This is a genomic window from Guptibacillus hwajinpoensis, assembly GCF_020524165.1.
Classification (GTDB): Bacteria; Bacillota; Bacilli; order Bacillales; family Guptibacillaceae; genus Guptibacillus; species Guptibacillus hwajinpoensis_D.
Map to the genome: position 1 here is coordinate 762,322 of NZ_JAIVKU010000005.1, position 25,427 is coordinate 787,748.

The 25,427-nt window shown below is 41.0% G+C and carries 25 protein-coding genes; 9 read left to right on the plus strand and 16 right to left on the minus strand.

The features are described 5' to 3' along the window. Window positions 1-18: 18 nt before the first annotated feature. Both rpsN and LC090_RS17035 read right to left on the minus strand, forming a co-directional pair. On the minus strand, window positions 19-288 hold the full coding sequence (gene rpsN, locus LC090_RS17030) for a 30S ribosomal protein S14 (protein ID WP_226659205.1): 270 nt from the start codon (window positions 286-288) through the stop codon (window positions 19-21). Window positions 289-479: 191 nt separating this feature from the next. Continuing rightward, on the minus strand, window positions 480-839 hold the full coding sequence (locus LC090_RS17035) for a potassium channel family protein (protein ID WP_226659206.1): 360 nt from the start codon (window positions 837-839) through the stop codon (window positions 480-482). 190 nt (window positions 840-1,029) lie between these two features. Here LC090_RS17035 and LC090_RS17040 point away from each other — a divergent pair, with 190 nt between their 5' ends. Next, entirely contained in the window at window positions 1,030-1,500 is a 471-nt protein-coding gene (locus LC090_RS17040; protein WP_226659207.1) for a nucleoside deaminase, read from the plus strand. A 45-nt stretch (window positions 1,501-1,545) separates the two neighbouring features. Here the strand turns inward: LC090_RS17040 and LC090_RS17045 are convergent, their stop codons facing one another. Both LC090_RS17045 and LC090_RS17050 read right to left on the minus strand, forming a co-directional pair. Beyond that, window positions 1,546-2,874, minus strand: a complete 1,329-nt coding sequence (locus LC090_RS17045) for a cyanophycinase (protein ID WP_226659208.1) — start codon at window positions 2,872-2,874, stop codon at window positions 1,546-1,548. A gap of 178 nt (window positions 2,875-3,052) precedes the next feature. Further along, a complete protein-coding gene (locus LC090_RS17050) occupies window positions 3,053-3,466 on the minus strand; it encodes an Lrp/AsnC family transcriptional regulator (protein ID WP_226659209.1) in 414 nt (137 codons plus the stop codon). Between the two features lie 117 nt (window positions 3,467-3,583). Between LC090_RS17050 and LC090_RS17055 the strand changes: the two genes are divergently transcribed. Both LC090_RS17055 and LC090_RS17060 read left to right on the plus strand, forming a co-directional pair. Then, entirely contained in the window at window positions 3,584-4,342 is a 759-nt protein-coding gene (locus tag LC090_RS17055; protein WP_226659210.1) for an MBL fold metallo-hydrolase, read from the plus strand. A gap of 142 nt (window positions 4,343-4,484) precedes the next feature. Next, window positions 4,485-4,766: a hypothetical protein gene (locus tag LC090_RS17060; RefSeq protein ID WP_226659211.1), complete on the plus strand. Its 282-nt coding sequence runs from the start codon at window positions 4,485-4,487 to the stop codon at window positions 4,764-4,766. Between the two features lie 82 nt (window positions 4,767-4,848). Here the strand turns inward: LC090_RS17060 and LC090_RS17065 are convergent, their stop codons facing one another. Further along, the gene (locus LC090_RS17065; protein ID WP_226659212.1) at window positions 4,849-5,514 is read right to left on the minus strand and encodes a type 1 glutamine amidotransferase domain-containing protein; all 666 of its coding nucleotides are present in this window, start codon (window positions 5,512-5,514) and stop codon (window positions 4,849-4,851) included. Window positions 5,515-5,668: 154 nt separating this feature from the next. Here LC090_RS17065 and LC090_RS17070 point away from each other — a divergent pair, with 154 nt between their 5' ends. Then, window positions 5,669-6,187, plus strand: coding sequence for a ferritin-like domain-containing protein (locus LC090_RS17070; protein WP_226659213.1), 519 nt, complete (start codon window positions 5,669-5,671; stop codon window positions 6,185-6,187). 51 nt (window positions 6,188-6,238) lie between these two features. Here LC090_RS17070 and iadA read toward each other — a convergent pair whose 3' ends face one another. Both iadA and yfcC read right to left on the minus strand, forming a co-directional pair. Beyond that, the gene (iadA, locus tag LC090_RS17075) at window positions 6,239-7,405 is read right to left on the minus strand and encodes a beta-aspartyl-peptidase (protein WP_226659214.1); all 1,167 of its coding nucleotides are present in this window, start codon (window positions 7,403-7,405) and stop codon (window positions 6,239-6,241) included. Between the two features lie 21 nt (window positions 7,406-7,426). Beyond that, a complete protein-coding gene (yfcC, locus tag LC090_RS17080; RefSeq protein WP_226659215.1) occupies window positions 7,427-8,938 on the minus strand; it encodes a putative basic amino acid antiporter YfcC in 1,512 nt (503 codons plus the stop codon). A gap of 179 nt (window positions 8,939-9,117) precedes the next feature. Here yfcC and LC090_RS17085 point away from each other — a divergent pair, with 179 nt between their 5' ends. Then, window positions 9,118-11,160, plus strand: a complete 2,043-nt coding sequence (locus LC090_RS17085; protein WP_226659216.1) for a sigma-54 interaction domain-containing protein — start codon at window positions 9,118-9,120, stop codon at window positions 11,158-11,160. An 11-nt stretch (window positions 11,161-11,171) separates the two neighbouring features. Here the strand turns inward: LC090_RS17085 and LC090_RS17090 are convergent, their stop codons facing one another. From LC090_RS17090 to LC090_RS17100, 3 genes are all read right to left on the minus strand, one after another. After that, entirely contained in the window at window positions 11,172-12,125 is a 954-nt protein-coding gene (locus LC090_RS17090) for an LLM class oxidoreductase (RefSeq protein WP_226659217.1), read from the minus strand. Window positions 12,126-12,137: 12 nt separating this feature from the next. Then, a complete protein-coding gene (locus LC090_RS17095; protein ID WP_226659218.1) occupies window positions 12,138-13,343 on the minus strand; it encodes an MFS transporter in 1,206 nt (401 codons plus the stop codon). A gap of 342 nt (window positions 13,344-13,685) precedes the next feature. Next, a complete protein-coding gene (locus tag LC090_RS17100; RefSeq protein WP_226659219.1) occupies window positions 13,686-14,108 on the minus strand; it encodes a flavoprotein in 423 nt (140 codons plus the stop codon). 145 nt (window positions 14,109-14,253) lie between these two features. Between LC090_RS17100 and LC090_RS17105 the strand changes: the two genes are divergently transcribed. Next, the gene (locus tag LC090_RS17105) at window positions 14,254-15,828 is read left to right on the plus strand and encodes a peptide chain release factor 3 (protein ID WP_226659220.1); all 1,575 of its coding nucleotides are present in this window, start codon (window positions 14,254-14,256) and stop codon (window positions 15,826-15,828) included. Window positions 15,829-15,863: 35 nt separating this feature from the next. Here the strand turns inward: LC090_RS17105 and LC090_RS17110 are convergent, their stop codons facing one another. Further along, window positions 15,864-16,193, minus strand: a complete 330-nt coding sequence (locus tag LC090_RS17110) for a winged helix-turn-helix transcriptional regulator (protein ID WP_226659221.1) — start codon at window positions 16,191-16,193, stop codon at window positions 15,864-15,866. 124 nt (window positions 16,194-16,317) lie between these two features. Here LC090_RS17110 and LC090_RS17115 point away from each other — a divergent pair, with 124 nt between their 5' ends. Then, window positions 16,318-17,142 carry an STAS domain-containing protein gene (locus LC090_RS17115; RefSeq protein ID WP_226659222.1) on the plus strand — a complete coding sequence of 275 codons (825 nt, stop codon included), beginning with the start codon at window positions 16,318-16,320 and terminating at the stop codon, window positions 17,140-17,142. Window positions 17,143-17,182: 40 nt separating this feature from the next. Here LC090_RS17115 and LC090_RS17120 read toward each other — a convergent pair whose 3' ends face one another. The 3 genes from LC090_RS17120 to LC090_RS17130 form a co-directional block, all read right to left on the minus strand. Beyond that, window positions 17,183-18,295, minus strand: a complete 1,113-nt coding sequence (locus tag LC090_RS17120; RefSeq protein WP_226659223.1) for a hypothetical protein — start codon at window positions 18,293-18,295, stop codon at window positions 17,183-17,185. Window position 18,296: 1 nt separating this feature from the next. Next, a complete protein-coding gene (locus LC090_RS17125) occupies window positions 18,297-19,004 on the minus strand; it encodes a Type 1 glutamine amidotransferase-like domain-containing protein (RefSeq protein WP_226659224.1) in 708 nt (235 codons plus the stop codon). Between the two features lie 103 nt (window positions 19,005-19,107). Continuing rightward, window positions 19,108-20,625 carry a BCCT family transporter gene (locus LC090_RS17130; protein WP_226659225.1) on the minus strand — a complete coding sequence of 506 codons (1,518 nt, stop codon included), beginning with the start codon at window positions 20,623-20,625 and terminating at the stop codon, window positions 19,108-19,110. Between the two features lie 322 nt (window positions 20,626-20,947). Here LC090_RS17130 and LC090_RS17135 point away from each other — a divergent pair, with 322 nt between their 5' ends. Then, window positions 20,948-21,151, plus strand: coding sequence for a hypothetical protein (locus LC090_RS17135; RefSeq protein ID WP_226659226.1), 204 nt, complete (start codon window positions 20,948-20,950; stop codon window positions 21,149-21,151). 33 nt (window positions 21,152-21,184) lie between these two features. Continuing rightward, window positions 21,185-21,790 (plus strand): STAS domain-containing protein, encoded by a 606-nt coding sequence (locus LC090_RS17140; protein ID WP_369522767.1) that lies wholly within the window; start codon window positions 21,185-21,187, stop codon window positions 21,788-21,790. A 34-nt stretch (window positions 21,791-21,824) separates the two neighbouring features. Here LC090_RS17140 and bioB read toward each other — a convergent pair whose 3' ends face one another. Together bioB and LC090_RS17150 are read right to left on the minus strand one after the other, a co-directional pair. Further along, window positions 21,825-22,823, minus strand: a complete 999-nt coding sequence (gene bioB / locus LC090_RS17145) for a biotin synthase BioB (RefSeq protein WP_425590665.1) — start codon at window positions 22,821-22,823, stop codon at window positions 21,825-21,827. A gap of 142 nt (window positions 22,824-22,965) precedes the next feature. Beyond that, window positions 22,966-25,386 carry a bifunctional diguanylate cyclase/phosphodiesterase gene (locus LC090_RS17150; RefSeq protein ID WP_226659228.1) on the minus strand — a complete coding sequence of 807 codons (2,421 nt, stop codon included), beginning with the start codon at window positions 25,384-25,386 and terminating at the stop codon, window positions 22,966-22,968. Window positions 25,387-25,427 lie beyond the last annotated feature (41 nt).

A 25,427-nucleotide genomic window follows, 5' to 3' on the forward strand; every position in this document is an offset into this window, starting at 1 on the left:
CCATCTTCCCCTACCCTTTTACCAACTTGACTTCTTCACTCCAGGGATCTGCCCCTTATGAGCATATTCACGAAACGCAATTCTAGACATCTTAAATTTTCGTAAGTACCCTTTAGGTCGTCCCGTCACTTCACAACGATTGTTCAGGCGAGTTGGCGAAGAATCACGCGGTAATTTCCGTAATGCTTCAACATCGCCCTTCGCTTTCAACTCTTGACGTAAATCGGCATACTTCATAACGAGCTCCTGGCGCTTTTGTTCTTTTACTACTTTCGACTTCTTAGCCAAATGAATTCAATCCCTTCATCTATTTTACTCTATGCGATTTATTTTTTCAGCGTGCATTAAGCACTTATCCACAAGCTATCAAGGAAGCTTCTTCGACACAAATCGTAATTGTTACGTTTTGTATTATAAACTCCCATTCGTTATAACGCAAGAAATCGAACTTCAAACATAAACAAAAGCTCAACTTTTGTTTATGTTGAGCTCTTTCCTTCGCGATCAGCTTTTTTCCTAGTTTTACTTCTTCCCATATGCAAAGCAAGCTTATTGATAAAGCCTAGTATTAATCCAACTCCAGTGAACAAATAGATGATGGTAAAAATCTTACCAAAATCGGTTTGCGGACTAAAATCACCAAATCCAACGGTTGTTAACGTGACAACACTAAAATAGAGTGAATCTAACACGGACCAACGCTCCACAGTATGGTAGAAAATCGTTCCTGAGATAAGTGTGATTGTTGTTAGAAAGAAGAGCACCTGAAATTCTTTATCTTTAATCGCCCGCCATAATGCGGATAGCATTCTCTTTAATGTAAGCAGAAACGAAATCATATGAGCCTCCCGGTTAAGTGTTGTTCTATGCATAGAACTGATTTTAGCATACACTACAGCTAATTCGACATCATTCGATCTAAACCGGGTGGTGCCTGTCACCCGATCCTTTTCCATCCGCGAAATTTTTCCTGATGATAGGGAATGATGATAGAGATGTCTAATTACTACTACATAGGAGTGTGGTGAAATGACAGAGAAAGATTGGCTAACACATGCCATTCAGTTGGCATCAAAAAGTGTGACAGACTATAACGGTGGTCCCTTTGGGGCAATTGTTGTAAAGGATGATGTCGTCATCGGAGAAGGCTTTAATCAAGTCACGAGTGATCATGATCCTACCGCCCATGCAGAAGTGGTTGCGATTCGAAATGCCTGCCAAAAACTCGGAACGCATCAGCTTGACGGGTGTGTCATTTACGCAAGCTGTGAGCCATGCCCAATGTGCCTTGGCGCCATTTACTGGTCACGGCCTGATCGCGTATACTTCGCAGCTTCAAGGCATGAAGCAGCCGATGCGGGCTTTGACGATGCAGTCATTTATGAAGAAATTGAGAAAAAGTCTGAACAAAGAAAGATTCCTTTCCATCATATTGAGATGAAAGAAAAGAACGAGCCTTTTCAAGACTGGCACAAATATGGAGACCGTGTAGAATACTAAAGAAGGATGTGCCTTGTGCACACCCTTCTTTTCATGATCTAACGACTAGAATGTTTCCATTTTCTTTTCGTTTACTTTATCAATTTTCAACTTCACTTCCATTGGGGTGACATCAAGCGAAACGTTAATCGCTGCGTACGATTCAAGGCCGTCGATCTTGCCCCAATATCCTTTTGTATGATCCGTTTCGGAGAAAACCAACTTAAATCCTTCTCCTTTTTTCTCGTCGGTCAGTTCATATGCGAGACCTACTGCTTCATTGGAGTCACTATCTACAAGATCATACGTCAGAACTTGTTTAAGCGCATCCTCACCAAACACCCCTGTATTCGTCGAACTTTCAGGATAGTAAGGTTGCTCTATCAGAGGTTTGTCGTCTGTGATCTGATAGGTTTTCGACTCCCAGAAATACCGATCTCCTTTTTCAATGTAGCTAATGTTAACATCTTTCATCGCTGTCGGAAACGCTGTTGTTTTCTTTGCATTTGAAAGGTCAACGATCACAAGCCCACTTTCGCCAATCACTTCTATTGATTGATCGTCATTGTGTACAACCATCGCGCTATTCTCATCTATGCCATATCCCATTTCATTACCAGACTCCCATGCCCCAACAACCAGTCTACCAAAACGGCCACGCTTCACAAAGTGCTGATCAACCATACCATCTTCAAAAAAGCCAAGTCCTTCAGTAAGGAAGACGCGATTATCATCTGCATCACCGTAATTATCTTCATACGTCACACCCTGACTCAACGCACCGATGCTCGTCCCTGCACCGATCATCGGGTCACTCATAATCGCAGCCCCAGCACTAGACCCACCTAAAACGGCTCCGTTCGTATAATTTTCTCGAATGGATGCTAAAACTGGCGTATCCTTGCCATTATTTAAAAGGGTTGCCGTATAATCTAACTGATTGCCTCCAACAAACCAGATCGCATCATACCGCTTCACTTTTTCAGCGAGTTTTTCATTATTAGCCCCATCCACCCACTTTGATTCATCTTCTTCAGTAGAGGGATCGTCGCTTACGGCAATCGGCAGGATATCAACATTCTCCTCATTAGCTCCATAATGAATAAAATCTTTTTTGTAAGAAGATGCGCTTTGAACAGGCGTCGCACTCGCTGTTGGCATGATGGCTATTTTCACTTCTTCTTTCTTCCTGTTGCGATAATCCATCGCTAACGAGAGAAAGGAATCGTACACTTCTTCATTATCTGGATTTAACGCTCCTCCAACAATAACCAGCGATCCTTTTATTTCATTTTCAGCAGTTGTCCTCGGTTCGACCTGCATCTCCTGAAAGAGCACCCCCACGCATAACACCAGCATAGCTGTAACACCTAAAGCATATTTCCATTTCCCCATCTCCTACACTCCCTTTTTCAATAGTTGTCAAACTATTATGCAAGTTTCGTTCCAACTAAGAAAAGACGTGAGAACAAGGGAAATAGACTTAGCTATTTGAGAATGGGTTGATTTAAACAACCAAAAACGCCCACTAACTTCATAAAAAAAAAGGACTACTAGTTAGCAACTTTCAAACTTACTTTGTATTTATCACTATTGAAAGCTTATAATTCACGTACGCATTTAATTGAACAAGAAACGCATCCAGCTCTTTATTAGAAGGAAAACGGCATTCTAGTAAATAACAACCATCGCCACTAATTTTATAGTTATTTAGCACATATTCGCCTTCCCCCTCCAGAAAAGAAAGATAAGGTTGATGCTGAATATTTCGTGTGTAAATGTTAATAAAACAGTGAACAGAATATCCTATTTTTTGCTTGTTAACCTTAATTGTATAGCCTTCTAAGATCCCTTCATCTTCTAAACGAGCTACTCGAGAGGAGGCTGCCTGACCTGTTAAGTGCACCTTTTCACCTAGCTCTTTCATCGTCATTCGTCCATTGTTCGTTAGCTCTTCAATGATTTTTCGATCGGTTTTATCTAACATGTGACCATTTCCTTTCACAATTCAAGCGTATTCCCCAAAACACTTGATTTCATCCCTGTATTTCTTCTTATCATTTATATTATCCTATAGATGAATCAGATCAAAGGGAGGAAAACAATGAATATTCATTTTATTCGTAACGCAACACTCGTTCTTGAATATGCAGATAAGAAGTTTCTAATCGATCCATTTCTATCCGAAAAAGGAGCGATGCCCCCTTTCCCAAATACCACAAATCAACATCTCTCCAACCCGACTGTTGGATTATCAACCTCAATCCAGAAAATCATTGATGTGGACGCGGTCATTGTCACTCATCTCCATCCTGACCACTTTGATGAGAAGGCGAAAGAGGTTCTTTCTAAAGAGATCACCATCTTCGCACAAAACCAGGAAGATGTAGAAGTGATAAAAGGAGAAGGTTTTCAGAATGTCATTTCGCTTGAGAAACAGTCCTCCTTTGCAGATGTTACGTTATCCCGAACAGAAGGGAAGCACGGAGAAGGTGAAATCTTAAAGCAAACAGGGAAAGTTTCAGGTATTGCCTTATCTCATCCCCATGAAAAAACACTCTATATCGCTGGAGATACCCTTTTCAATGAGGATGTTCAGGAAGCGATCCAGAAACATCACCCTGAGGTCATTGTGGTGAATGCTGGTGCTGCTCAATTTCTTGAAGGCGGACCAATTACAATGACTAAGGAAAATGTCGTACAAACTTATCAAGAGGCACCAAATGCGACTATTGTCGCCATTCATATGGAAGCACTCAACCACTGTCTTTTAACACGTGAGGAGTTAAAACAGTTTATTGAGAAGAAACAGCTATCCACTAAAATTCTTGTTCCAAAAGACGGACAAAACCTCTCATTTTAAAACCATCATCTGCAGACTACCATCTGCAAGTTCATCAACAATTAGCCCTAGAAACAAACTTCAGTTTGGGTCCAATTCATAATCTAACCAATCCTCTCATAAGCATAGTGGTGTATTAAAATTCGCTAAGGAGGGGATTGCGATGTCTGAAAAAAACTCAACGAAAGAAGATAACATCGTAAAGAATACATCAAAAACCGCAAGTGACCTTGTGAATAAATCCGCTGACACAGCGAACGATATTGTAAAGTCAGTTAGCGGAGAAGGCGGTCTTGTCGGTAAAGCCGCTGATGCTTCAACAGATTTTGTGAAAAATGTAAGTAAAACAGGAAATAAAGTGGTTGGGAAATCTGTGGATACAGCTTCGAACGTACTTAAAGGAGCCTCTAAAAAGGTTTTTGGAAAGAAAAAAGAGAAAGAGTAGGAATAAAAGAAAAGGACTCCGAATTCGGAGTCCTTTTCTTTTCTGTCACTTCTGAAAGGTCTAATCATCAGTTAACTGATGATTAGCCAAGAATTTTTGTAACTTCCTTCGCAACGATTGTTGTGGATTGAGGATTTTGACCAGTAATTAACTTTCCATCAACCTGCATATGCTCTGACCAGTTCTCTTTCGTTACAAACTCTGCCCCAAGTTCACGAAGACGGGATTCAAGTAAGAAAGGCATAAATTGATCAAGTGTTGTCTCTCTTTCTTCATCATCTGTGAAAGCCGTAACCCTTTTACCGGAAACAAGCGGTGTTCCGTTTGAAAGCGTTACGCCAACAAGTCCAGCAGGACCGTGGCAGACAGAAGCAACAATTTTATTGGACTCATAAAATTCACGAATCAGGTGCTGAAGTTTATCGTTTTCTGGAAGATCAAACATCGTTCCATGGCCACCAGGTATAAAGATCGCATCAAATGTCATTGCACCCACAATCTTTTCTAGCTTTTCTGTATCTTCGAGGTACTTCGCCGTATCAAGAATTTCCTGAGGCGTTTCTCCACCTTCTAGACTCCGTTCATCTACTGGTGCTTTTCCTCCTAGTGGGCTTGCTACTGTAATTTGATAGCCACTCTTTTCAAATTCAATATACGCTTCTCCAAATTCGGATAACCATAGACCCGTTTTATGTCCTTCTTTCATTGTATCTGCGGTTGTGACAACCATTAATATTCGTTTGCTCATGACTGTTCCTCCTACTGTAATTATTTACTTTACAGTTTAAATCATAATCGGTTCTTAAAGTGAAATCAAACAAAATGACTCGAGAAAAAATTCACATAAAACTCTCCCTTTTTAGGAAGCTTAATCAACATAAAGAAAAGAAGGGATGAGCACATTGAAAAAAGGGATCATTATTGCGATTATCAGCTTCATTTTTCTCAACTTTAGTCACATTGAAGTGAAAGCCGAAGCACCTCCCGAAGACTATGGAGCAAAAGGCGCACTTCAAGACACCTCCATTTCATTAAAGGAAGCCTTAACCTACGCCATAGAGGATGAATACCTCGCTCAGGCAAGGTACGATGCGATTATGAAAGAATTTGGTGAGATCAGGCCATTCTCTCAAATCAAAATAGCCGAACAAAGGCACATCACTGCCCTTCTTCCCTTATTTACAAGATACAACATTAGCGTTCCAGAAAATAATGCTAGTCAGTATACAACCACACCAAAAACGCTAAAAGAAGCGTTCGAAGCTGGCGTACAAGGGGAAATTGATAACATTGCGATGTATCAAAAGTTAGCTGATTTGCCTGATCTCCCAGAGGATGTACGAACCGTCATGGTCAGGCTTGGAGACGCTTCAAAAAACCATCTTGCTGCATTTAAGAAAGGGTTAAGTCAGTATCAATGAAGAAAATAAAGATCCCCGTTACTTTTGAAGTGACGGGGATTCATTTCGATCCTATTCAAACGTTCCTTTCACAAGACACTCTCTAGCTTCTACCATCTTTCTTCCTCGAGCAAACACGGTATCAATCTGAAAATCTGAGTCTACAATGACCAGATCTGCATCCTTCTCGACTGCAATCTCGCCTTTTTGACCTAACCTTAATAACGACGCTGGGTTTTTCGTTATCACTTTAACAGCATCCGAAATCGGTACCCCATCTTCAACGATTGCATCTCGCACTTCTTTATATAGCGAAGCAACAGAACCGATCTGTAATCCTTCAAACTCACCTGAAGCATTGAAAGCAGGTAAGCTCGCCTGCCCATCAGAAGTAAAGGTGATTCGTTCCACCGGGACACCCGCTGCAAGAGCAAGCTTTAGTCCGGTACTGCACTTCACTTCCCCTTCTTCAAGAAATTGAGGAATCGTACTTGTTGTAAAATCAATGTTCCCACCTTTTTTCGCATAAGCGACTCCGGCATTGAAAAGCTCTTCCGTCCGATTAATATGAGTTGGATGAAACGTCTTAATCGGGATATCGGTTGTTTCAACTACTCGCTCAAGGAGCGACAGTTTGGAAGGACTGTCTCCTAAATGAACATTAACAATGCCTGCTTTTCCTGAAAGCATCCCACCAATCCTTGCAGCGGAAGCGATCTTGGCCATCTCTTCTACCGTTGGCTGAGAAGAACGATGATCACTGATCGCGATCTCGCCCGCTCCAATGACGCGATCAATTAAAATAATGTCATCTTCAATTTTCCCTGTTAACGTTTTTACCGGTACTTGATAACTCCCTGTATGCACATAACACGTAATGCCTTCTTCTTCTAGTCCGCGGGCTTTGGCAATGAGGTCAGGCATTGTACGTGTTGTGCCATCTGTCCCGATTACCCCAACAATCGTCGTTACCCCAGCACGCGTCGCTTTCGATAACATCAATTCTGGCGTTCTGGTGCGATAGCTACCTTCACCACCACCCCCTGTAATATGAACGTGAGAATCAATGAATCCTGGAAAAATGATCTTCCCATTCGCATCAATCACCTCATGCGGAAGGGTATCAGGTAGTTCAATTCCCTCCTCGATCAGCGCGATTTTATCAAAAGCTAGTAATAGATCTTTCTTCCCTAAATAATCAGGATTATAGATTTCGGCATTTCTGATGACTGTAAGCATTGTCTTTCCTCCAAACGGTTGTTACTGAAAGCTCATGAGCGACGCTGTAATCACAAAAACAGACGCAAGAACAAACAGCAATATTTGAAACTTGATAATAAATTTAAACCATGTGCCCCAATCCATTCTAGCTGCCCCAAGCGTCCCCATAAGAGCAGCTGATGTCGGCACAATAATATTTGTAAGCCCGTCACCAAGCTGGAACGCAAGTACGGCAACCTGACGCGTGACGCCAGCGATGTCAGAAAGCGGGGCCATTAGCGGCATTGTGAGGGCTGCCTGCCCACTTCCAGAAACGACAAAGAAATTAAAGACAGACTGAAAAACAAACATAAACCACGCTGACATAGCAGCCGGGAAATCATCAACTAAATTTCCCGCACTATATAACATTGTATTTAAGACTGAAGGTTCACCTGCTGCATCACCACCAAGAATAATGACGATTCCCTTGGCCATCCCAACAATTAATGCTGCAGGTAATAAATCTTTTGCACCCTCTGTAAAACCTTCCGCAATATCATTTACCTTCATGCCGTTTAGTTTAAAAATAACGGCAATTAAACCTGCAACAAGCCCAATCGTAAAGAACTGAGTGGCGATCTCTGGAATATAGTAAGCATGCTCAATCACACCCCAAATAATCCATCCGATTCCCGCTACAAGGGTTAAAACAACCAATCCATGGCCAAGCGTGAATTTGCTTTCTAAATCCTGGTTCTGATTGTACTCTTTGAAGTAGCGATTCGCATCTGTACTAAGGGATTTTCTCGGATCTTTCCGAACACCATTCGCATACCACATCGTATAAGCAATTCCAATGATCGTGAAAACAATCCACATCACCATTCGGAATGGTGCCCCTGATAATACAGGAATACCCGATACTCCCTGAGCAATCGCTACACTAAACGGGTTCATCCACGAAGTTGCGAATCCAATTTGCGTCGCAACATAGGTGATCATCACGCCAGTAATGGCATCATACCCGAGCGCTACGACAAGTGGGATCAGAATCATTGCAAACGCAATCGCTTCCTCTCCCATTCCAAAAACAGCTCCACCGAGTGAAAATAAAAAGAACATAATGGGAATAATGAGTACTTCTCTGCCCTTGGTTTTATCAATAATGGAGAGGATCCCTTGATCGATAGCCTTTGTGCGCATAATTATCCCAAAAGCCCCACCAATAATTAAGATAAAGGCGACAACCCCGACAGCAGATCCCCATTTATCACCGGATACTAATCCTTCAAAAACATAATTCAGAAAACCTGTTCCACCATAAGGTTCAAATAATGAAATCCCTTCACGAACTGCATCTCCACCATCATCCGTTACATATTTAAAGCTGTCCGGAATAAGAACGGTTTTCGTTTGTTCCTCCCCTTGCTGGACGTAGGTGACATCCTCTGTTTCAAACGTTCCTTTTGGAATAAAGTACGTTAGAGCGGCTGCAGCCAATACAACAAAAAACACAATCACAAACGTATGAGGCATTTTCATTTCTCTTTTTCTCTTTTCTTGTTCCATTTTTCCCCTTCCTTCCGTTTTAATCATGATTTCCTATCTAATAAACACGCAAGTTTCATGCCAACTCTACCAACACTCGAATTGTCCGAAAAATCATGATAATAAACAACCAATTGGTTCTATTAAGTTTTTTTTGGTGTTAATATAGAACCAATAAGATTGAAAAAGGTGTGAATAACTTGAAACGACCGACCTTAACGCTCATAGCCGGGAGCACGCAAACGAAAACAGTGCTTTATGATCAATTGCAACAATTAGCAGGCGACTACATAGCCGTAAGAGCTTTTGCGATCGACGAAACATTACCTCATCAGATTGATGATCATGTTATTTTATACTCTTCGGAAACAACCAAAAAGGAAGCTGCTTCACTAAGCGTCATAACAGGAGTCGAATCCATTGTTGGAAAACGAACAATCCGTCATGACTACATCGATCGCCTTCTTACGATTCCACAAGGGGAAAGAGTATTAATGGTAAATGATGATGATCCCTCTACCATTGATGTGATCGAATCTCTTTACCAACTGGGGATTAATCATGTGACGTTTCTTCCATTTAAACGAGGGCAAATGTATTACGATAATATTGAAGTTGCCGTTTCTCCAGGCGAAACGCACTTATGTCCCTCCTATATCCCAACGATCCTTGATATCGGGGTAAGACCTTTTGATATGGCGACCATCATTAATGTGATGGATTATTTTCAACTAGACGACTCTGTTTCTTCCAAAGTTTCAGAGCGCTATATCAGAAGTATGATTGCCTTACATCGGAAGATTCTAGTCGCTGAGCAAGAGGCATTACGAACAACGGAGCATTACCAGAACGTTGTGAATACCGTGGACGATGGCATATTAGCAATTAATAAAGAAAAGAAGATCACTTTATTTAACCAGAGGCTTGAAGCCCTGTTCCAACTTCAGGCGAACGATGTGATTGGCCTCCCCATTTCGAATGTAGTCGATCAAGATCTTCAAGAATTTATGATAAATGGAGCAGAAGAAAATAAATTTGTCTCCATGAACGGAGTAGATGTGGTCGCTTTTCGTCAATCGATCCCAAATGAAGTATCGACCGTTGTCACTTTTAAGAGCGTAAACCAAGCATTCGAAATTGAAAAAACTGCCCAGCGAGAGCAACATAAAAAAGGTTTTGCTGCCAAATATGATTTTGATGACATTCTCGGTGAACATCCACTTCTTCTCGAACGCGTTCGCATCGCAAAAAAACTTGCCATCGCTGAGCATCCAGTGCTCATAAATGGTGAAACAGGTGTTGGCAAAGAGCTTTTCGCACACGCCATTCACCGGTCATCTCTTCGTAAGAATGGGCCGTTTATTGCGATTAATTGCAGCGCTTTAACCGAAACGCTTTTAGAAAGTGAACTGTTCGGATATGAAGAAGGCACCTTTACAGGAGCACAGCGCGGCGGAAAGAAAGGATTGTTTGAACTTGCGGATAACGGTACGATCTTCTTAGATGAAATTGGCGATATTAGCGCAACCGTTCAAGCGCACTTATTACGCGTTCTTCAAGAAAAAGAAATTAGAAGAATTGGGGGAAGGAAAATTACTCCGATTAACGTGAGAGTCATTGCTGCGACGAACAAAAACCTTGAACAAAAAATCATCGAAGGCACGTTTCGCTCTGATTTATTTTATCGGTTAAATGTTCTCCAACTTTCCATTCCCCCACTACGTGATCGTAAAAGCGACATTCAATTACTGACAAACTATTTTGTGACAAAAAGCGGAACCTGGATGAAAGTAGATCCACAAGTCATTGAAGCGTTTATCAAGCATCAATGGCCAGGGAATATACGAGAACTAAAAAGCATGATCGACTATGCGCTTGTCGTCGCAAGTGGTTCTACGATTACAATGGATGACCTCCCACACCAGCGACTTCAATCCAGAACACAAGAGATCCCCCTCCCGGTAAGTAGCATCGATGCAAAGGATCATTACGTGATTCTGCAGATCATGAAAACCCGAAATGATGAAGGGAAACCAGCAAGTCGTGATTTTCTTTCAAAGGAAAGTGCCACTTTTTCACATGAGCTTTCCCCACAGCAAATCCGATTACGCTTAAACGATCTTGAAAACAAAGGATATGTTGTAAAAGGACGTGGACGCGCAGGCACACAAATTACATTGGAAGGTGAGCAGTATTTAGCTCAGCTACTATCACACGAAAAAGCCGCTAGGGAACTTCCCTAACGGCTTTCGTTTTATCGGGCTGGAAAATGAGGGACAACTTCTTCCCCGAGCTCTTGAATCACTTCGTCTGCGGGACGGTTGCTATCAAAGAGCGCAAAGAAGAGATGATTAACTCCAGCTTCTTTATAAATATTCAGAAGATCGATCAGCACGTTCCTTCCAATACGAAAACCTAATCGAATTGGTGTTGGCTGTTCATTCGGATCTTCCGCCAAATCCAGGTGCATCGGTTGGCTAAATGGTTTAAAAACACCGGGATGATATTTTTCTGAGAGCTCTCTCCAAGCTGAAATCGCTTCTCTTTGTTGAACTGGACCTCGAGGGTAGTACATCCATCCATCACCATGTTCCGCGAACCACTCCATCGATTGTTGCGCAAATCCTGTAATAAATGTGGGTACTCGTTGAGCCGGTTTCGGTACCAAATTCCCACCATGAATCGTTCCTTGTTCAGAGTGAATCGACGGAAATTCTTGATAAAGGGCATCATTTAAATAATGGAAAGCTTCCACAAAGCTTTGACCACGATTGGCATGGGAAGCATTTAACCCACGAAAATCAGATTGCCTGTCTCCTGACGATACACCAAGAAACAGTCTTTCAGGGAAAAGTTGATCGATTGTCGCTACTTCCTTTGCTACCCGCAATGGATGACGCAGCGGCAGTACAGCCGCTGCAGTACCAAGACCAATCTTTGTTGTGTTTGATGCGAGATAGGTTAAATAGATCATCATATCGTAAATTTGACCGGTCGCGGGATCACCGAATTGCGGATCCTTGAGAAGTACATCACGTAGCCACAATGCCGTGAAGCCATACTCCTCTGCAGCCTGAGCGAGCTCTACCTGCTTTTCCATCGTCGGTGTACTGAACTGATAATTTTCAAGCGGAATATGAAGACCAAGCGTTAGTTCATCTTTTTGATACGTTCTATTGTAGGCATAATGCTTTTCAAATACAGTCATATTCAGAGCCTCCTACGCTTTTCTTTCCATCGCACGAAGCCAGCCTGTAAGGGCAACGGCTCCTACGACCATAATCGCACCAATCCAAGGAGTGTGAATAAGACCAATGGAATCTACGATCACACCACCAACAAAAGAGCCAATGGCAATTCCCACATTAAACGCGGCAATGTTTAAAGCTGATGCTACGTTTACCGCTGATGGTACATATTTTTCAGCAAGATTAACGACTAGTACTTGCAAACCAGGAACATTCATGAAAGCAAACAATCCCATAAAGAAGATTGTCATAATACCTGCCACTTTAAACGGGATGGCAAATGTCATCACGAACAGAATGATCGCTTGCAGGACAAACATCCAGAACAACGCTTTTAATGGATTTTTATCCGATGCTTTACCGCCAATCACATTCCCAATCGCAACGGCCACACCATAAACAAGTAAAATGACACTAACAAATTTGGCACTCAGACCTGTTACATCTTCAAGAAGCGGTGCTAAATACGTAAAAGCAACAAACGTACCACCATAACCTAGTGCTGTAATGGCAAATGCTAAGAGTAATTTTCCATTCTTTAAAATCTTCAACTGTTCACTAAATTTGGCTGGTGGTGCTTCTTTCAAATCTTTTGGCACGAGAATCGCACTTGCGATAATACCAATGACACCAAGAATGGCGACCCCAAGAAATGTTGCTCTCCAACCAAACGCTTGTCCAATAAATGTACCAAGCGGAACACCTGTTACGGTAGCAACGGTTAATCCTGTAAACATAAAGGCAATCGCACTTGCTCGTTTATTTTCCGGAACGAGATCTGCCGCAATCGTTGAACCGATTGAGAAGAAAATACCGTGTGAGAAAGCCGTAATAAATCTCGCAACAAGCAACAAGCCAAATGATGTCGATATTCCTGCAACAAGGTTACCAATAATAAAAACGACCATTAATGACATCAAGAGCGTTTTCCGATTCATCTTTCCAGTTAAAGCCGTTAGTATCGGAGCACCAATCGCTACCCCAATGGCGTAGCCTGAAATCAGCAGCCCAGCCAGTGTAATTGAAATCGATAAGTCATCTGCAATAGAAGATAGAAGTCCTACAGGAACAAATTCGGTTGTCCCAATTCCAAATGCACTAATCGCAAGTGCTAAAAGAGCGAGAGTACCGCTTGATTTTTCTTTCGATTTTGACATTGTATGTGTTTGAGAACTCATAAAGCGAATTCCTCCTTGAAATTTTTTTAGTACCGAAATGAAAGGGAGGCGCCTCCCCATTCGGCGGTACAACTGATTATGCATCCTTCTAGACAATATTGGAAGTACGTACTTTTTTGTAACGCAGTACCTAAAAAGTACGATAGGTACTTATTAGTGCCCATCCCATCAGTTAAAACCAATAGGAACAAGCTGACTCTGATTATGCGCTCGTTCAGTCTATCTGAAAAGTACGCACTTTGCCGTAATATAGGCACCTACAAGTGCCTAATGGGTCACATCAATAGCTTTACACACAAAAAAACTCCCGCTATCGTTTAGCGGGAGTTTGGAATACCACTTTTATTCTTTTTTAAAAGAGAGGGTTTCAACATGGTCACTCGGAATTCCAGCTTCAATATAACTTCTAATAAGCTTCCAATTGCCCTGAACCTCTTTTCGAAACGTATTAAAAAAGACATTCCCTGTTTCACTTTGTTTCCCATCTACTTCAATAGAAGCAAATATAATGGCAAGCATTTCATTTCGTCGAAGCGGTGTAACAGTAAGCTTCTTTAAGATCCATTTCGTCCCATCTTTTTGAAAAGAGGTAAACGCTTGATCCCAGCCTTGAATTGATTCCTCATATCCAAAATCGTATAATTCTGATTGACTTGAGATCTCTCTAGCCTGATACGTATCGCTTATTCTAACCTTTATCTCATCTAACGAAGAGTTCTGCCAACTCGTTAGAAAATCATCTAAAAATTCTTGAAATCCGCTCATAGCTATCTCTCTCCTTTCTCTTTCCATTTCTAGATCCGTTCAAGTAATTCCTTCTCATACTTTTCCTGCCCTTTACGCAATAGGAACAACCGTAAGAATATGTTATATTACATAAGAAGTGATATTGAAAGGACTAAATGACATAATGAGTAACCATAAAGAATTACAAGAAGAAATAAAGAAAAGACGGACCTTTGCGATCATCTCTCACCCCGATGCTGGTAAAACGACATTAACTGAAAAACTGTTGTTCCTCGGTGGCCAGATTCGTTCCACTGGAACCGTTAAATCTCGTAAATCCTCCAAGTACGCCACATCTGACTGGATGGAAATCGAGAAGCAGCGTGGAATTTCCGTAACCTCCAGTGTGATGAACTTTAACTACAAAGGACATACGATTAACATTCTTGATACACCTGGACATGAAGATTTCAGTGAAGATACGTACCGTACGCTCCTTGCTGTTGACAGTGTTGTCATGATTATCGATGCTGCTAAAGGGGTCGAGTCACAAACGAAAAAGCTCTTTAAAGTTGTTAGTGAGCATGGCATTCCGATTTTCACCTTTATTAATAAGATGGATCGCCAGGGTCGTGAACCACTTGAACTTCTAGAAGAAATTGAAGATGTTCTAGGGATTGAATCGTATCCAATGAACTGGCCAATTGGTATCGGTCAATCGTTCCAGGGCGTTTACGATCGTCATCAAAAAGCTGTTGAATTCTATGATACTGAAGGCGATAACAAGCAGGCGATGCAAATTTCAGATCTTGATGATCCTGTTCTAAAAGAAAAAGCTGGTGAAGACCTAGTGAACCAGCTTCAAGAAGACGTGATGCTACTTGATGAAGCCGGAGCTACTTATAGTGAAGAAGCCCTGCAATCTGGTAAGCAAACGCCAGTCTTCTTCGGAAGTGCCATTTCAAGCTTTGGTGTACCGACATTTCTAAACCACTTTCTTGATTTAGCTCCATCCCCAGCACCTCGACAGAGCTCTGAAGGGGAAGTGAAACCAGATGAAGAAACGTTTTCAGGCTTTATCTTTAAAATTCAAGCAAACATGAACCCAGCTCACCGTGACCGCGTAGCATTCTTACGTATCGTATCAGGTACATTCGAAAAAGGAATGGAAGCATGGCTTGAGCGTACAGGTAAGAGTTTGAAGTTATCTCAAGGTCAGCTTTTCTTCGCATCCTCTCGAGGCAATGTAGAAAAAGCATACCCTGGTGATATTGTTGGCCTCTATGATTCAGGAACGTATCAAATTGGTGACACGCTTGTTGGTTCGAAAAACGTTTATTCCTTTGGTGCTTTACCAACTTTCCCACCAGAGCATTTCGCGAAGGTACGTGCCCAAAAAGCGATGAAGCAGAAGCACTTCTACAAAGGAGTGCAACAACTTTCAGAAGAAGGCGCGATCCAAGTTTACCGTACTGCTCACTGGGATGAAATTGTCATCGGCGTCGTTGGACGCCTTCAATTTGAAATCTTTGAATATCGCATGAAAGGTGAATACAATGTTGATATTCAATTCGACACAATGCCACACCAGCATGCGCGCTGGATTGAGACAGATAACCCAGAAGAGAAAGTAGACAGCGTTCGTAATATGCTTGTTTATGATCAGCTGAAGCGTCCCGTCCTTCTTTTCCAAAATGACTTTGCGCTACGATGGTTCCAGGATAAAAATCCAGATATTCCACTAAGAGAGTCAAGATAAATATACAAAAAGGAACGTGCAGATGCACGTTCCTTTTAGTTTGCAATCGTTTCTTCTGAACGAGAGCGGTGACTTCTGCCCCAATTTTCCATTTCATGAAGCAATGGTTCAAGAGCATAACCATATGAAGTTAACGAATACTCGACTTTCGGCGGTACATCATCCGATTCGATCCGGTTAATCAACCCATCCTGCTCGAGTTCTTTCAAATGTTTAATTAACGTTTGATGAGGAATGCGCGGAATCGCCTTTTTGATCTCGCTAAATCGAAGAGGCGTCTCCACTAATTCTAGCAACAAAACAGCTTTCCACTTCCCACAGACAACATCAAGCGTCGTTTTCATATCCTCTACGGATTTATTCAAATTTCCCCTGCACCTCCAGGTATATAGTAATATACTTCTTCACAAAAACGTGCATTGTAGTAAGATAAGCATATAATACTCTTATATTATCATAAGTAGACTACAAAGTTAGAGGGGAGTTTCTATGTCCGAAAACATTTCACACACTGTCCAACTTTTAGGGCAATCCATCATACAAAACATCGATCAAATTACAGCAAACGCGCGACATCATATCGAAATTTCCGTCAAAGAACAAAATCTCCCAGCCATTGTGCCTGTTCATTTCATTGAAACGTTCATCAAAATACTCGGTGAATCGATTGAAGCGGGTGAAATTTCTTATCCAACTGAGGAACTTCCGAAGGTTAACGAAAAAGATGTGATACCTGGTTATTTAGATACAATGTTAATGAGCGTTTCAGCCATCAAACAGTCTCTGCTTAGCTACATCGGAGAGAAGCAGCATACCCTCTCGCTAACTGCTTCGGACGTTCTGACCGTCACAAAATTAACCGATCCGTTAGTTGATCATTACATTCATTTTTATACAGAAAGCTATTTGAAGCAAAAAACACTTCTCATTCAATCTGAAAATTACCAGGATGATGCTTCATCCGTACCCATTATTAAGCTTTCATCACGTGTAGCGATTTGTCCAATTATCGGAGAAATTGATGAGAGGCGTGCCGATCTCATTCTTGAACGTACCGTGATGGAGTCAAGCGCCAAGAAGATTCGCACCCTCATTCTTGACCTATCGGGTGTGGCTACACTTGATACAATGATGACCCAGCACCTCTTTAAGATTGTCGATTCCCTTGAGGTCATGGGTGTAGACATCATTGTCACAGGCGTAAGTTCTGAAGTTGCCATCGGCGTTGTTTCCTTAGGTCTCGATTTGCAATCCCTTACAATTAAACAGAATTTAGAAGGAGCATTAAAGTCTCTCGGCATGATAGAAGGATGACGAAGAACCACATTTCAGTGTGGTTCTTTTTCTTACAGATTTAATAACAAACAGAAGGGCTTTCAACTGAATATTGTGCTAGATTTTTTAGAAAATGAAAGAAACGTTCTTCAATTTGCTCTCTCGTCCCATATCGGATCATCTGTTCACGGCTCAATGTTTTGGCGTTTATTAATTGATGATGATCATGCGTCATCGTAAGAAGCTTTAAGTACACTTCAATGTGTAAATCAATTTCCTTCTTCCTTGAATGAGCAGAATATGCTTTTACGAATCCTGTAGCGTTTGCTTTTAATTGCAGAAGAGATTGTTGATAATGTCCTTTCTGGTATCTGATCGTATTATAAAACAAAGGAAACAGATAGGTATAATTAAAGACGTGATTGGCAGCTAGCGAAACTCCGGGAGAAAGAAGCGGATAAGGATCGATCATTTTAAAGCCCCGTTCTGAAAAGATCAGGTTCTCGGGAGAGGTATCTTGATTCGTAAACGTTATTCTCTCACCCTCCAGGGAACGAGCAGAGATGAGCTTTCTCCCAACTGCTTCCACCCTTTCCTTATCAAATTCATAACCGCTCGCAAGTAAACGAGTTAACACCTCACCATACTCCTTCGTCTCTTCAGACATGAACTCTTTTTGGTTCATATCTAGCTCACCTTTTAACTTACCATTCTCATCACCCTTTAGGTATCCAATTCCTTTATAAGGAGATTCCATTGTTTCTAAGGCAAGAAAAAAGTCTCCTATTTCAACTCCATAGTGAAATGATTCGTTTGTTGACAGATCGCCAATTTCACTAGATTTCCCTAAATACGATTCTAGTGTATAAGTTAATTCTTCTTGAACTGAAAATGTGAAATATTCGGGGCAGACGCCTTCTTTCGCCCTATTAGCATGAGCATAAAACGCCTTTGTTGCAGCATACTCTGTCGTTAACTCGTTCCGATGAAATGGAATCTCTTTTTCATAGGCAATTTTCTTTGGCAAACGAAGGACAAGCTGTTCCTTCTCTAGCAAAAAAGCGAAGTGCCAGGCACCTTCTCCTAAAAGGAGAACTTCTGATTGATCCGAAAGGGGATGTAACCCTTCATTTATTAAAGCTTGATTAATCAAGTCAAGCTCTGACACAGCTTGTGTTGTAAGGAATTTCATTTTATGTTGGCACCTCTTCATCTCCAAGATAAATCGTTTCCAACCGCTCTTCTCCTACATGATTTCTCTCAACTTTATAGGCATATGCCTCTTTACGCGAACTCACAATCCGCTTCATCGTCTCACCAATGTAATGAACAGCAGCCCCATCATCGAGCGCAATCCCCGGTTGCAGTTGACCTGAATCGATCAATTGATGATAAGCAGATTTCCTCTTTTCTTCACCATCAAAATGAGGACAGCTACTGCCTGAAAGAAACCCAAGACACTTAAGAGCATGAAGCTCATCTCCAAATGAATCGGTGACTCCTTCTTCAAACCAGCAGATTGCCCCTGCGCTAATTCCTGCTAAAATAATGCCCTGTTCCCATGCTTTTTTCATAATTCCATCAAGTCCCCACTCTTTCCAAAGCACGAGGAGATTTTTGGTGTTTCCTCCACCTACATAGAGAATATCCTGACTTAACAAAAAGGCTTCAATATCTTGTACATGTGGTTTAAAAAGCGACAGATGCGATGGCACACATAATTGTTTTTCAAAAAAAGCATAGTATTTCGCTATGTATCCTTCTGCATCTCCACTCGCAGTTGGAATGAAACAGATTTTTGGTTCTTTGCTGCTTGCTTGATTTAAGATGTAACGATCTAATAACGGGTTGTCAGGTTCCATCGAAAACCCTCCACCACCCATTGCAATAATCTGTTTCACCTTTCACTCATCCCCTTTCCTCTTCCATTAGCAATTCCCTACCACTTCTTTTTTTCCTGCAAAAAAAGCTGTGCCCCTCATCGGGACACAGCTCTCCATCTCATTAAACCGCTTTTTGTTGTGCTTTCGTTCTTTTTCTTTTCGATAATACCTCTTTACTTGCTGCTCGATAGAAGGAGTACCCCATTAAAAGCACGACGACTGAAAATGGTAAAGCTGCGAGAATTAACATATTTTGCAGCCCCTGTGTTCCTCCAAAGTAGACGATGATGGCTGCCATCGCAGAAAGAGCTAACCCCCATACAATCTTAATCAGTGCTGAAGGATTCAATGATCCTGTTGTACTCAGCATTCCTAATACAAACGTTGCTGAATCAGCTGATGTGATAAAGAAAATGGCGATAACGAAAATCGTGATAAAAGACATCAGGGTACCAAGAGGATATTCTTGTAAAACTGCAAAGGTAGCTGTTTCGATCGAATAATCCGAAATCGTCGCAATGCCACTTTGCTGTAAATCGAGAGCCGATACACCAAAGACTGCAAAAAAGATGAAACAAACAATTGATGGAACAAATAAAACACCAAGCATAAACTCTTTAATTGTTCGACCTCTTGAAATTCTAGCAATAAAAATACCAACAAATGGTGACCAAGAGATCCACCATGCCCAGTAGAAAATCGTCCAGCTATCAACCCAAGATCTTTGATCATTATTTATTGGCTCAATATGAAAACTCATATCGAAAAAGTTTGAAATATAGCCTCCTAAAGATCCAGTAAACATATTCATAATGTAAAGCGTCGGCCCTACTATAAGAAGCAGAATCATAAGGGCAAATCCGAGAATCATATTAATATTACTTAAATATTTAATGCCTCTTTTCAACCCTGACCATGCAGATGCAATAAACAAGACAGTTGAGATAACGAGAATAAGCAGTTGAACAGAGAAGTTCGCTGGCGTATCAAACAAAAACTTAAGTCCCTGATTAATTTGAGCCGATCCGAACCCAAGTGTTGCCGCAACCCCTACCACTGTTGCAACAACAGCAAGCGTGTCAATCATATATCCAAGTGTTCCCTGCATTCGTTTTTCTCCAAACAACGGGGTTAGCGTCGCACTAATTAACCCTGGATAACCTTTATGAAATTTAAAATATGCTAACACAAGGGCAACAAGGGCATAAACTGCCCATGCATGAACACCCCAATGGAAAAAGGAATATTGCAGCGATTCTTCTATCGCTTTATCTGTTCCTAATTCTCCACTCGGACTACTTTTGAAAGCGTGCGAAATGGGCTCTGCTGTCGTCCAAAATACCATACCCATTCCCATCCCTGCACTGAAAAGCATGGCAAACCAGGTTGGCAAGCTGAACTCGGGTTTATCGTCTTTTCCACCCAGCTTAATATCTTTAAATCTTGAAAAAATCAAGTAAACACAAAAAACAAGAATCCCCATAATGAGGAGAAGATAATACCATCCAAATCGACTCGATATAAACGTTGTCGCTGTGGAGGTTACTGACTGTAAGTGCTCTGGCCATATTGCCCCCCATAATACTACGAATCCACAAATAATAAGACTGTACCAAAAAACGAGTGTTGCATTTTTCATTAACTCACCTCTTAAAAATTTCACTTTTTTCTATATGTAGTATGAAACGATCTCGATCTCCCTTCACATTTGTAACTACTTTTTCTTTCCTTATGTAAATAAGTTCAAAATCCCTTTTCTTCATTTACCCTAATCAAAAAGATTTAAGCTATAAATTTTAAAAGAATGAAAATTTTTTTCAAGTCGATTCCTTCTCTCTTTTCTCTTCATTTATAAACTCTCTTCTTCTATAATGGTTTATTTTTTCATATCTATCCGTTCAATGATACGATACTATAGAGATAGAATGGTTTTAATGTCGTTTTAAAAAGAGGTGAATGAATTGATTCAATCAACTATCCCGACCTATACGTCAATTGAGGATGCTTCAAAGGATGTACTTGAAGTTATCAGTAAATTCGTTGGAGTCAATACATTTTTTATCGCGAAAAATGATAAAACCGATGTCGACATTATTTCTTCTTTTAATCGAGATGAAATCCTACTCGAATCTGGTTTTGAAACCCTGTATCGAGACTCTTACTGACAATTCATTGTTAAAGGCGGTCGTGAACCCCTTATCATTGATAATTTAGCTACTCACCATTCTACTAAGGATATGGAAGTTACCAAAAACCTCGGTGGAGGATCGTTAATCGGTGCACCAATCCATTACCGAAACGGTGATAATTATGGTACGCTATGTGGCCTTGATACAAAGCCATTTCATTATACTCAGAACCATATTGACTTATTTAAAGCAATGGCTAACCTGTTAGGAAATGTCCTTGAATTAGAACGTGCCAATTCAGAAATTGAATCTCTTTCAGTTCCCATCGTTCCTATTTCAAATGAAGTCGCCATCCTTCCAATTATCGGTAATGTAAGTGAGTTACGAACGGAACAACTTATGGAGACAGCGCTAGCTGAAAGTGCTAAGAATCAGCTTGATTATCTGATTTTTGATCTTTCAGGGTTGGTAAATATCCATAGTGAAAGTGCTAATAACCTTTTGAAAATTGGCCAATCCCTTAAACTGATCGGTGTTCAAATGATTATAACCGGCATTCGTCCCGACCTTGCGATGAAAGCTGTTCATGCCACAAATGATTTCGATCAAATTGTCGTAAAATCAAATTTACAACAGGCTTTGAACTGGATTGGGTATAGGCTCGTTAAAAACTAAAAGAAAGGACCGCAGCTGCGGTCCTTTCTTTTGGTTATGACTCTATTTCAAAGCCAAGATCTTCTATCATTTGGTGATCAGCTGTCGCATCTGCACCATCCGTTGTTAAGTAGTCTCCAACAAAAATAGAATTTGCAGCATAAAGCCCCATCACTTGAAGAGAGCGGAGATTCACTTCTCGTCCCCCTGAAACCCGAATTTCTTTTGTTGGGTTCATGAAGCGGAAAAGCGCTAATACTTTTAAACAATAGCGCGGGTTCAATTCATCCATCTTCTCGAGTTTTGTCCCTGGGACAGAGTAGAGGAAATTAACTGGAATTGAATCAGCATCCATTTGACGAAGCTCTTCTGCCATTTCATACACATCTTCATAAGATTCTCCCATGCCGATGATACAACCAGAACATGGTGAGATCCCGGATCTTTTCACATTTTCTACTGTACTCACACGATGTTCATATGTATGTGTGGAGGTTACCTTCTCATGAAAGCTTTTACTCGTATTTACGTTATGATTATAGCGATCTACCCCTGCCTCCTTTAAGCGATTCGTTTGGTCTTCAGAAAGAATACCGAGGCAGGCACAAATCTTCAACGGCATTTCTGACTTTATATGCTCCACAGCATCAATCACTTTATCTAGTTCTCGATTTGTTGCCCCTCTCCCGCTCATCACAATACAGTATGTACCTGCTTTACGAGCCATCGCTTCTCTTGCTCCATTAATCAACGTTTCCTGATCCAGTAGAGGGTACTTACTTACGTTTGTATGAGCGAATGCAGATTGAGCACAGTATCCACAATCCTCAGGACATAACCCACTCTTTGCGTTGATAATCATATTTAACTTCACTTTCTTACCATAGTAATGCTTTCTTACTTTAAAAGCAGCATATAAGAGCGGTAATAATTGATCATCCGGTGATGATAGAACCGTTATTGCCTGTTCCCTTGTTAAGGGCTTTCCCGCAAGTGCTAAATCAGCAAAATACGCCCAGTTCACCACTGTACCTTCCTTTACTTTTTGCATCATACGCCTCCCGCTAATATGTTAACTAAAATAAATAATCAGTTAACATTAAACTATCACCAGGTTAACAAACTGTCAATAATAGAATAGGAGAAAGAAAAAACCACACGATTCATCGTATGGTTTACTGAGAGGTCATAATGAGTTATGCGGGTGCCTGGTCGAATGTTAGATAGTTTTCTTCAATTTGTTGAGAAGAAACGGGTTTGCTGTAGAAATAGCCTTGTATACTATCACAGCCTTTTTCCGAAAGAAAATCAACTTGCTCACTCGTCTCAACGCCTTCCGCAATGACGTGCAACTTCAACTGCTTGCTCATTGCGATAATCGCACTCGTAATTTGATCTGATTTCACATTTTGCGTCAGTTCATCAATAAAGGATTTATCGATTTTCACCTGATTAATCGAAAAGTCTTTTAAATAACTTAAAGAGCTATGTCCGGTCCCAAAGTCATCAATTGAAATACTAACGCCAAGGTCTCGAAGCGACGTAATCATCCAAGATGAGCGTGTTGAATTTTCCATCGTCATACTTTCAGTCACTTCAAGCTCAATTAAAGCTGGATCAAGCTTGTATAACTCTAACATTTCTTTAACAGTAGTAATCAGTTCATCACTTTGAAACTGTTTGGGAGAAAGATTCACTGAAACGCGCAGTGGGTGTCCTCGATCACTCCATTTCTTTGCCTGCTGACAGGCCATATCCAAAACTTGTCTCCCAAGTTCTACGATAAGTCCAGTCTCTTCTGCAAGAGAAATAAAGTCACCAGGATAGCGAAGTTCCCCTTCCCCTACCTGCCAGCGCACAAGTGCTTCGACCCCGGATAGGGAGCCATCCTGACAGTTCACTTGAGGCTGATAATGTAAAATAAATTCCTGATTAACAAGAGCATTTCTCAATGAGCTTTCTTCTACGAGTCGTAATTCACTTTTTTGCCCCATCGACTTCGAATAGAATTGGTATTTCTTACGGTTGCGTCCTTTTGCTGAATACATGGCAATATCAGCGTGTTTCATTAATGATTCCACATCGTTCCCATCAGATGGAGTTACAGCAATTCCGATACTTGCAGAAGTTGAGAGGTCGTGTGAACCTACTTGAAATGGTGTATCAAAAGCCTCAATAATTTGGTTCGCCAATTCATCGGGATAAATGTGATCAAAGTGACTTAATACAATGACAAATTCGTCTCCTCCAAGGCGAGCAAGAAAACCATAAGGAGAAATACACGCTTGCAAACGCTCTGCTACTGCACAGAGAAACAAATCACCTGTATTGTGACCAAGTGCATCATTAATTACTTTAAATCGATCCAAATCAAGCATCATGACAGCCAGGTCATCACCTTTATCATCTTGAAGAAAGCTTTCTAAATGCTCAACAAACGAACGACGATTCGGTAAGGAAGTTAAGGCATCGTAATAAGCCATGTGATGCGTTTGTCTTTCGGCTTTTTGTTGTCTAGTAATATCCTTTGTCATCGCATAAATCCGATCGAGTTTTTCATTTAAATAAATCGGAACAAACGTGACATTTAGCTCACTCATCTCTTTATCAAGCGTCACAACCTTTGTATTAAAACTCACTGCCTGCCTCGTTCTATGAACAGTGAGAAAGTATTCACGTACACGTTCAAGTTCCTCTTCTCCAAAAAAATCAATGGGATTGATATGACTAAGCTGATTCCGTTTCACTTGAAACAACGCTTCTCCAGCAGGATTTAGCGAACGAATTCTACCGTCTACTGTAAGCGTTAAGATCGCATCGATGCTATGAGTTAAAAGAGAACGTAAGCGGTAGTCATTTCCCTTCAACTCCGTTTCCTGCTTAATAAACTTACGTTCAGTGACAATCCCGAAAATTAAAATAGCCTGGATACAAAGTGTGCCAATCGCAATCACAATCGATAGGGCCGACGTATCTAATCCGTTAATGAGAGGATTGTGATATTGTGCCATGTAAAAGCTGGCAGCTTCTAGCCCAACATAATGCATGCCTGCAATCGCCATTCCCATCACACTTGCACTACCTAATTTCAATAAGATGATATGACGAATTTTCTTTGGTCTTGAAAAGGTAAATGATAATTTCAGTGCGCCAAATGAGGCAACAATCGCAATGAGAGCCGATAGACTTAGCAACCAGGGATTATAGGTAATCTCGACCATTTCCATCGCTTCCATCCCAATATAGTGCATCGCGATAATAGCGCCTGACATAAAAATTGTTCCAACAATTAGTCTTCTTATGGATAGTTGTTTTCCCCCAACAGCCACAAGAGCAATCAATGAACCCAAGAACGCAGCTCCTATCGATAAGAAGACAAGCGGAATGTTGTAAGTCATTGGCATCGACATTGAAAAAGCCAGCATGCCAATAAAATGCATCGACCAGATACCAATTCCCATTGTACCGGCCCCTCCAACTACCCATATCCATTTCCGTATCCCTTTTGAATAGGCGACCCGTCCTGCAAGATCTAATGCACTATAAGATGCAAAGATCGCTATAATTAACGACAGTAAAACAATCCACCAATTGTACTGTCCTGACATTTCAATCATGATTCTGTGCCTCCGACGTTAGAAAATCAGTATAGTCTCTT

What these genes read in the sequence shown, in the direction of transcription:
- LC090_RS17150 (WP_226659228.1), bottom strand. Translation starts at nt 25,386, where the DNA reads ATGATTGAAATGTCAGGACAGTACAATTGGTGGATTGTTTTACTGTCG.
- LC090_RS17105 (WP_226659220.1), top strand. Translation starts at nt 14,254, where the DNA reads ATGAGTAACCATAAAGAATTACAAGAAGAAATAAAGAAAAGACGGACC.
- LC090_RS17065 (WP_226659212.1), bottom strand. Translation starts at nt 5,514, where the DNA reads ATGAGCAAACGAATATTAATGGTTGTCACAACCGCAGATACAATGAAA.
- LC090_RS17115 (WP_226659222.1), top strand. Translation starts at nt 16,318, where the DNA reads ATGTCCGAAAACATTTCACACACTGTCCAACTTTTAGGGCAATCCATC.
- LC090_RS17055 (WP_226659210.1), top strand. Translation starts at nt 3,584, where the DNA reads ATGAATATTCATTTTATTCGTAACGCAACACTCGTTCTTGAATATGCA.
- LC090_RS17130 (WP_226659225.1), bottom strand. Translation starts at nt 20,625, where the DNA reads ATGAAAAATGCAACACTCGTTTTTTGGTACAGTCTTATTATTTGTGGA.
- LC090_RS17050 (WP_226659209.1), bottom strand. Translation starts at nt 3,466, where the DNA reads ATGTTAGATAAAACCGATCGAAAAATCATTGAAGAGCTAACGAACAAT.
- yfcC (WP_226659215.1), bottom strand. Translation starts at nt 8,938, where the DNA reads ATGGAACAAGAAAAGAGAAAAAGAGAAATGAAAATGCCTCATACGTTT.
- LC090_RS17040 (WP_226659207.1), top strand. Translation starts at nt 1,030, where the DNA reads ATGACAGAGAAAGATTGGCTAACACATGCCATTCAGTTGGCATCAAAA.
- bioB (WP_425590665.1), bottom strand. Translation starts at nt 22,823, where the DNA reads ATGATGCAAAAAGTAAAGGAAGGTACAGTGGTGAACTGGGCGTATTTT.
- iadA (WP_226659214.1), bottom strand. Translation starts at nt 7,405, where the DNA reads ATGCTTACAGTCATCAGAAATGCCGAAATCTATAATCCTGATTATTTA.
- LC090_RS17095 (WP_226659218.1), bottom strand. Translation starts at nt 13,343, where the DNA reads ATGAGTTCTCAAACACATACAATGTCAAAATCGAAAGAAAAATCAAGC.
- LC090_RS17045 (WP_226659208.1), bottom strand. Translation starts at nt 2,874, where the DNA reads ATGGGGAAATGGAAATATGCTTTAGGTGTTACAGCTATGCTGGTGTTA.
- LC090_RS17060 (WP_226659211.1), top strand. Translation starts at nt 4,485, where the DNA reads ATGTCTGAAAAAAACTCAACGAAAGAAGATAACATCGTAAAGAATACA.
- LC090_RS17090 (WP_226659217.1), bottom strand. Translation starts at nt 12,125, where the DNA reads ATGACTGTATTTGAAAAGCATTATGCCTACAATAGAACGTATCAAAAA.
- LC090_RS17035 (WP_226659206.1), bottom strand. Translation starts at nt 839, where the DNA reads ATGATTTCGTTTCTGCTTACATTAAAGAGAATGCTATCCGCATTATGG.
- LC090_RS17100 (WP_226659219.1), bottom strand. Translation starts at nt 14,108, where the DNA reads ATGAGCGGATTTCAAGAATTTTTAGATGATTTTCTAACGAGTTGGCAG.
- LC090_RS17120 (WP_226659223.1), bottom strand. Translation starts at nt 18,295, where the DNA reads ATGAAATTCCTTACAACACAAGCTGTGTCAGAGCTTGACTTGATTAAT.